This window comes from Salinivibrio costicola subsp. alcaliphilus (genome assembly GCF_001996185.1).
Taxonomy (GTDB): Bacteria; Pseudomonadota; Gammaproteobacteria; order Enterobacterales; family Vibrionaceae; genus Salinivibrio; species Salinivibrio costicola.
In genome coordinates this window covers 1-377 of sequence record NZ_MUFR01000156.1, presented here as the reverse complement: position 1 = coordinate 377, position 377 = coordinate 1, and the positions used below count along the sequence as shown (strand labels likewise).

The following is a 377-nucleotide window of genomic DNA, read 5'->3' as shown; positions in this document are numbered from 1 at the left end:
TCACGACAGTAGCGGTTCTCCAGTATTAGAAGGGGCACTTTACTTTAATAGTGAAGATGACGAGTTAAAGATCCGCAAGAACGGTGCTTGGGTTACAGCTTACGCAGCTTTAAATACTATGCTGCTTAACGAGAATAACCTGTCAGATCTTTCTGATGTACCTACAGCGAGAGGTAACCTAGGTCTAGGTACAGCGGCTGTTACAGATGCGGATGAGTACGCTACTGCGGCTCAAGGGTCTCGCGCTGATATTGCTCACGGATGGGGTGACCACAACCAGGTAGGGTACTTAACAGAGGAAACTACCACGAACCTGTCTATTGCTGGTAACACGCTGACTTACGTAAACGAAGAAGGCCAAAGAACTAACATAGACT

The 377-nt window shown here is 46.9% G+C and carries 1 protein-coding gene; it reads left to right on the top strand.

Going from position 1 to position 377, the window contains the following annotated elements; genetic code table 11:
- The coding region (locus BZJ21_RS16770) for a hypothetical protein (RefSeq protein WP_236719591.1) at positions 1–377 on the top strand (377 nt) is incomplete at both ends.